Origin of the sequence: Streptomyces niphimycinicus (assembly GCF_018883605.1) — a bacterium.
Lineage (GTDB): Bacteria > Actinomycetota > Actinomycetes > Streptomycetales > Streptomycetaceae > Streptomyces > Streptomyces niphimycinicus.
The window spans coordinates 1-6224 of the sequence record NZ_JAHLEM010000280.1; the positions used below are offsets into that span (position 1 = coordinate 1).

The window sequence follows — 6224 nt, forward strand, 5'->3', positions numbered from 1 at the left end:
CCTGCGACGACGGGGCATCCGGCACACCATCCCGGAGAAGACCGACAGCCAGGCCGCCCGTCTGCGCAGAGGCTCACGCGGCGGACGGCCACCCGGCTTCGACGAAGAGCGGTACAAGAAGCGCAACACGGTCGAGCGGGCGATCAACAGGTTGAAGCAGTCCCGGGCCGTGGCCACTCGCTACGACAAACGCGGCTACGTCTTCCTCGGCACCATCACCACAGCCGCCCTGGTCATTTGGCTTCGCACATGATCGCCCGGACAAGTCCCAGCCGCCGGAGGCCGCCCCGGCAACGATCCCAGGGCTTGCTGCGCCGGGCGCCCTTTGTGGTGCTGTCACGCGCTCCGGCTGTCGTGCAGAACGGGGTTGAGGGGCGTATTGGGGACCTGGCCCACCTCTGTACCAGGCATCCAGTTGCGGTCGCTGACCTGGTGCTCGTTGGTGGGTTCGGTGACCCGGATGTCGGCGTCCATGTAGATCACGGTTATCACGCGGCGCGGCACCGTGCCGCGGTTCGGGCCCGCGTGGTGGAAGGTCCAGCCGCGGTGGAACGAGGCGTCGCCGAGGACGAAGGGCTCGACGACATCCTCGAAGTTCCGCTCGGCCACGGCTTGCTTCAGCCGCGCCTCGGACTCGTCGGAGATCGGGACGTCACGCCCGTAGGAGAAGTTGTGGCTGCCTCGGGCGAAGGCCAGCGGGCCCATGTCGAGCGGGGTTTCCTGGAGCGGCAGCCAGATGGTCAGGCAGCGGTCGGAGGACAGCGGCCAGTAGTACTGGTCGGCGTGCCAGGGGGTGATGCCGCCGCCGGGCTCCTTGTACAGGGCCTGGTCATGGTAGAGGCGCACCGCGTGCACGCCGAGGAGCTGGGCCGCGATACCGGCAAGCCGACGTGAGAACACCAGCTTCTTGACTGTCTCGTTCTCCCGCCACAGGTTCGTCACCTGGAGGAACGCCTTGCCGTAGGTGTCGCGCTCGGCCAGCGGCAGGTGCTGGGTGTTCAGCCGGATCACCTCGGAAGTGATCGTGGGCTCGTACTGGGCGATCGTCTCCGGCGACAGCACACCGGAGAGGTGGACGAATCCGTCACGGTTGAAGTCGGCGGCCGCACTCAGGGGCAGGCCCTCGTAGGAGGTGTCCAACTCGCCGGCGGGTGCCTGGGTCATGGCTGTCATGTCAGATCTTGCTCCTCTGCGTTCGGGGGCCGTGAATGGCCGGTCTCAACCGTCGCAGGGCAACGACAGCGATACCACGCCGCAGCTATCCGTTTCTGGTACGCAGTTGTCGCTTACGCAGGGCGGCGACCCTGAGCTAGGATCCCCGTGTGAAGCCTCGCTACGAGCACCCGGAATCATCCGAAGGAACCTCGTTCACCTGCTTCATTCGCCGCGAGGGCGCCTTTGGCTTCGCCTGGCACTACCACCGGGAGTACGAGCTCACGCTCATCACCCAGGGCACAGGAACGCGCTATGTGGGTACCACTGTGGAGCGCTACCACCCCGGCGACCTCGTCCTGCTCGGCCCGGATCTGCCGCACACGTTCGCCTCTGAGCCGCACGGGGGAACAGCTGAGGCAGTGGTGACACAGTTCCGGCACGACTTCCTCGGCCCGGAGTTCTTCGCGCTGCCCCAGTTCCGAGCCCTCCAAGGCTTGCTGGCCCGGTCCGCCCGCGGCCTGCGTTTCGGCAGCGCCGCGGGCGAGGTACAGGAGCTGGCCGCCCGGCTGCCCCAACTCGACGGCGCGGCCCGGACCGTGGGACTCCTTGACGTGCTGCACCGCCTTTCCGCCGACAGCACGGCCACCCCGATCACCGGGCCTGGATATACCACAGCCCCGAACACCACCATCCGCGACCGCGTCGACGCCGTGTGCCGCCACCTCCAGCAGGCACACACCGAGCCGGTGTACCAGGAGAAGGTGGCTGCCCTGGTACACATGTCGCCAACGTCTTTTAGCCGCTTCTTCCGGCGCGCCATCGGCTGCACGCTCACCGACTACGTCAACCAGCTCCGCGTGGAGACAGCGTGCTCCCTGCTGACCGACACCTCTCTGCCAGTCACGGAGGTCGCCGCCCGCAGCGGTTACCAGAACCTGTCGAATTTCAACCGCCGCTTCCGGGAGCTGAAAGGGGTGCGACCCACGGAATACCGTGCTGCCCACTTGCGGGCCGCGAAGCCCTCTTGAGTCGCGTTTCTGACTCGGTGACACACCGGTGATCCTGCTCCTGTGATATCCGCCGCAAGCCAGGCTGGGGCCGCCGGACACGCCGTGACGGGCGGACCTCAAGAACTGGTGCTGCCTCACCAAGCTCCGCCAGGGCCGCCACCCGCAACTTCAGGGTGGAAATAGCTCAATGGTGTCGATCTGGCCGGCGCTGCCACGCTGACTGGGAGCGTGGGATGATCTTCGGGTTGATCGTGCCGGGGGGATTGTTCGTGGAGACCGCGCTGCCGTCGGGCAAGGGGCACCGGTACCCCGTCGAGATCATCTCTCACTGCGTGTGGCTGTACCACCGGTTCCCGCTGTCGTTCCGGGAGGTCGGGGAACTGATGCTCGGATCTCCTCCGCCCGTTCGGCGGCGCGGTCCTGCCCGGCCGAGGGTGTCGGTGAGATCGTCCTGAAGGGTGTCTTCATTGCCGTACGGTGGTTGACCTGCGGCTTTGCGGTCGTCTACGTGTGGGCATGATCAATGATTGTGGGTCTGCGACTGCTGCGACTGCTCTACCTGATCTTCTCTCGACTACTGGGCTGCTTACTCTTGCGGGCCGATCGACCACCGCGAACAATGCTGAGATCCTCGTGTTTCGTCATGAGGTCGCTGTGCTGCGCCGGCAGGTCGAGCGGCCGCGGTTTTCGTGGGCTGATCGCGCCGTGCGCTCCGCTCTCGCGCGGCACCTGCCATCCGCCTTGCGACGCTATCGGCTGGTCACCCCGGGCACGCTGCTGACCTGGCACCGGCGTCTGGTGCGCTGGAAGTGGCGCCAGATGGAGGTCGGCCCCGGTCGGCCACCATTGCCGGAAGAGACGGTCGCGCTCATCCAGCGCTTGGCGCGAGAGGACCCGACCTGGGGGTACGTCAGAATCCAAGGCGTGCTCCGGCGGCTCGGGCATAGGATTGCCGCCGCCACGATCCGGCGCGTCCTGCGCCGCTCCGGCCTACCGCCCGCACCGCAGCGCGCATCCCAGCAGACCTGACGTACTTTCCTCCGCTCCCAGGCCCACACTGCTCGCCTGCGACTTCATGCACGTGGAGACCGTCTTCCTCAAACGCCTCTACGTCTTCTTCGTCATGGAGATCGCCACCCGGCGCGTCCATGTCCTGGGCGGCACCGCCCACCCGACCGGCGCATGGGTCACCCAACTCGCCCGCAACCTGCTCATGGACCTCGAAGACAGGGCCGGGTGCTTCCGATTCCTCATCCGAGACCGGGGGACAGCAAGTTCACCGCAGCATTCGACGCCGTCTTCGCCGCCAACGGCACAGCCGCCATCCCAACACCGCCGCAGAGCCCCCGGTCAAACGCGTTCGCCGAACGATGGATACGCACAGCCGCACCGAGTGCACCGACCGCCTCCTCATCACCGGCGAACGACATCTGCGCACCGTCCTCACCACGTATGCCGAGCACTACGCGGGACGGCCCCACCGCAGCCTGGATCTACGAGCCCCAGACGACGACCCGAACCCGAGTACCAGCCCTCGCCCAACGCGCTCGGCTGGCCGGAACCCGAAGACGAGGTGGACAAGGCCATCCAGCTCGCCGCCACTGGCTACGGACCCGGGGAAGCCGTCGGCGAGGCCCTCGTCGGCCGGGAGGTGGCGGTCCTGGTCAAGCCGGGCGGTGGTGTGCTGTGCGCCGCGGCCCCGGACGGTGAGGCCGTCGTCCCGCTGTTCACCTCACCCGTGTTCCTGCACACCGCCGGCCGTCTTGCCTTTGAGCTGGTGAGCGCCGACGACCTCATCGACCGGGCCCCCGAGGGGCATCTGCTCTACCTCATCCCCTCCGCCCCGGTCAGCATGACCCTGGAACTCGACGCCCTGCGCTCGGCGATCGAGGCCGCCAGCAGCCCCGTACCAAGTGCGTCCAGTGCGCCCAGCGTGCCCACGGTCAGCGGCGATGTCGAGCAGGAAACGCGGGCCACGCCCGACACCGGCGAGCCCGTAGCCACCGACGAGAATGGGACCACGGACGAGACTGAAGCCACCGACACCACCGACGGGACTGATGGCACCGACATCGCCTCGGTCCTGGCGGGAAGCGACTCGGCCCGGGGGCGGAAGGGTGAGCCGGTGGTCCTCTGTCTTCTCACGCAAAGGCCGTAGGTCCGCAGCGGCGCAGGGGAGGGGAGGATCGGCCGGTGGCGGCATCCGGCCGGTGCCCGTGGAGGACATCGATGGTGTCCTTCTCCTGAGGTCCTTCGAGGACGATTTCCCGAGCGTCGCGGACGTGGCGGAGGTGGCTCGCGCCGTCCACGAGGACGACGGTGTCGTCACGGTGATGGTCGGCTCGGCGGACTGGGCCGGGCGCCACGCCCCGGACTACGGTGCGCGTCTGGTCGATCTCCTGGACTCCCTGCGCGACAAGGGCACGTCGTGCGTGCGCCTGGTGATGTCCGGTGCCGGCGACGACGAACCGGACCGGCCCTGCCTGGCCCGCCGAATCGCCGACGAGTGGGAGGTGGAGGTCATCGCCCCGGACGGGGCCGTACTCATCGCCCCCGGCGGGGCGCTGTTCGTCCGGGGAAACCCGGGGCCGGTGCGCGGATGGTGGCGGTTCGCACCCGGCACACCGCCTCGATCGCTGGGCCCCGCATGCCTGCGCCGGAATGGCAGGGGGCGCTGGCCAGGGTGCCCGCCCGTACGGTCGGCGGCTGCGCGGTGGACCAGATACCGGCAGGTATCCACAAACGTCCGACCGAGGCATCCCCGCCCCGCGGAGACGACCTGTTCTTCGCGATACCGGTTCATCCCGAACGTCCCGTCCTGGTGGTCGGGGCTCCCCAGGCCGAGGACGTGCCGGCCGACGAAGTGGCCGCGGTGCTCGCGGCACTCCCGGCCGCACAGCGCTCCCGCGTTCAACTCGCGCCCGGCGGGCGGCGCGATCTGCTGCCGCTCGCCCAGTCCGTCGCCGACATGCTGGACAGCGACGTGGAGGTGCTCACCGGTATCCCGTTGCTGCCCGGAAACACCCTGGCGGGCGCGGCCGCCCGCCCCACTTTGGTGGGCGCGGCGGGAGAGCCGACCTGGCAGCCATACGTCACGACCGTCGCGTGCAGGCCGACCGGCGGGGACGGGACGACGCCGGAGCCGCGCCCGCTGCACAGCTATCCGCTCGCCCCGGGGCGCACCGGCACCGAAGACGGGAACCTGCCGCTCACCGGCCCCCGGCTCCTGGACGGCCTCGGCCCCCGGACGCGTGCGAGGAGCACCTCCTGGTGCGTGGCATGCTCTCCGCCGGGGAGGCCGAACTGCGCCGCCTCGCCTCCGCACAAGGGGTGTCGGGCCTGCGGTACCTCACCGGTGGCCCGGCGCCGGCGAGGTACCGTTCGCGGCCGGGTCAGGTGGTGGCAGCAGTCGCGGGGAGCCCGCCCCCGGACGCCGAACAGCCGGCGCCCGCGGCCGTCGCCCCAACGGCGGGTGACCGCGCTCCCGCGACGGTGCCGACGGCGTCCTCCACCACCGGAGCGATACCCCGCCACCAGCCGGGGCACCGACAGCGCGCATCCGAAGCGACGAGGGCCCTTTCATCGGTGCGCGGTCCGGAACCGGCTGGGGCACCGGTCGGTACCGAGGGCTCCGAGCGGCCCGGCGCCGCGGCCACCGCCGATGCGGGTCGGGGCGGCGGTGGCCTGGCGACCGCCACCGGTACGGCCGCGGCAGCCGATGGCTCCGACGGCCGGGCCCCGCGCGGGACCGCGGTGGCCGCGGGGAACGACGTCACCCGGATACGGTCGGCGGGAGCCCGCCCGTATCCCTTCGGCTTCGTGGTCCCGGTGGAGTCCGGCCAGGCAGCGGGCGAGCGTGGTCTTGCCGCTGCCCGAGCGGCCGACGACGGCCAGGCATGTGCCGGAGTACAGGGCGAGTTCGGGGACGCGCAGCACCGTGGTCGGGCGGCCGTGGGCGTCTAGCTGGGCCGGTCGTCGAGCCGGCCGCGGATCGCGGGGTCCAGGGAGATGAAGAGGGTCTCCAGCAGGACGCCGCCGTCGGGCACCGCTCCGACGTCG

At 69.9% G+C, this 6224-nt stretch carries 5 protein-coding genes and 1 pseudogene; 4 read left to right on the plus strand and 2 right to left on the minus strand.

Translation table 11 applies throughout. From position 1 onward, the window contains the following. A pseudogene (locus KN815_RS24615) lies at nt 1–253 on the plus strand (IS5/IS1182 family transposase); the annotation flags it as partial. A gap of 83 nt (nt 254–336) precedes the next feature. On the opposite strand, the gene KN815_RS24620 reads toward KN815_RS24615, so the two are convergent. Continuing rightward, entirely contained in the window at nt 337–1173 is an 837-nt protein-coding gene (locus KN815_RS24620; protein WP_216344115.1) for a phytanoyl-CoA dioxygenase family protein, read from the minus strand. Between the two features lie 149 nt (nt 1174–1322). Here KN815_RS24620 and KN815_RS24625 point away from each other — a divergent pair, with 149 nt between their 5' ends. The 3 genes from KN815_RS24625 to KN815_RS24640 all read left to right on the plus strand — a co-directional run bounded on the left by KN815_RS24625 (nt 1323) and on the right by KN815_RS24640 (nt 4323). Further along, nucleotides 1323–2183, plus strand: coding sequence for an AraC family transcriptional regulator (locus KN815_RS24625; protein ID WP_216344116.1), 861 nt, complete (start codon nt 1323–1325; stop codon nt 2181–2183). 636 nt (nt 2184–2819) lie between these two features. Next, complete coding sequence (locus KN815_RS24635; RefSeq protein WP_253209214.1) at nt 2820–3194, plus strand: helix-turn-helix domain-containing protein; 375 nt, start codon at nt 2820–2822, stop codon at nt 3192–3194. A gap of 184 nt (nt 3195–3378) precedes the next feature. Beyond that, a complete protein-coding gene (locus KN815_RS24640; RefSeq protein ID WP_216344117.1) occupies nt 3379–4323 on the plus strand; it encodes a type VII secretion system-associated protein in 945 nt (314 codons plus the stop codon). 1421 nt (nt 4324–5744) lie between these two features. Here KN815_RS24640 and KN815_RS52295 read toward each other — a convergent pair. Then, nucleotides 5745–6101, minus strand: coding sequence for an ATP-binding cassette domain-containing protein (locus KN815_RS52295; RefSeq protein WP_372458461.1), 357 nt, complete (start codon nt 6099–6101; stop codon nt 5745–5747). Nucleotides 6102–6224 lie beyond the last annotated feature (123 nt).

Bases quoted from the DNA above. Each gene is read 5' to 3' on its own strand.
- KN815_RS24620 (WP_216344115.1), bottom strand. From the start codon at position 1,173: ATGACAGCCATGACCCAGGCACCCGCCGGCGAGTTGGACACCTCCTAC.
- KN815_RS24640 (WP_216344117.1), top strand. From the start codon at position 3,379: ATGGACCTCGAAGACAGGGCCGGGTGCTTCCGATTCCTCATCCGAGAC.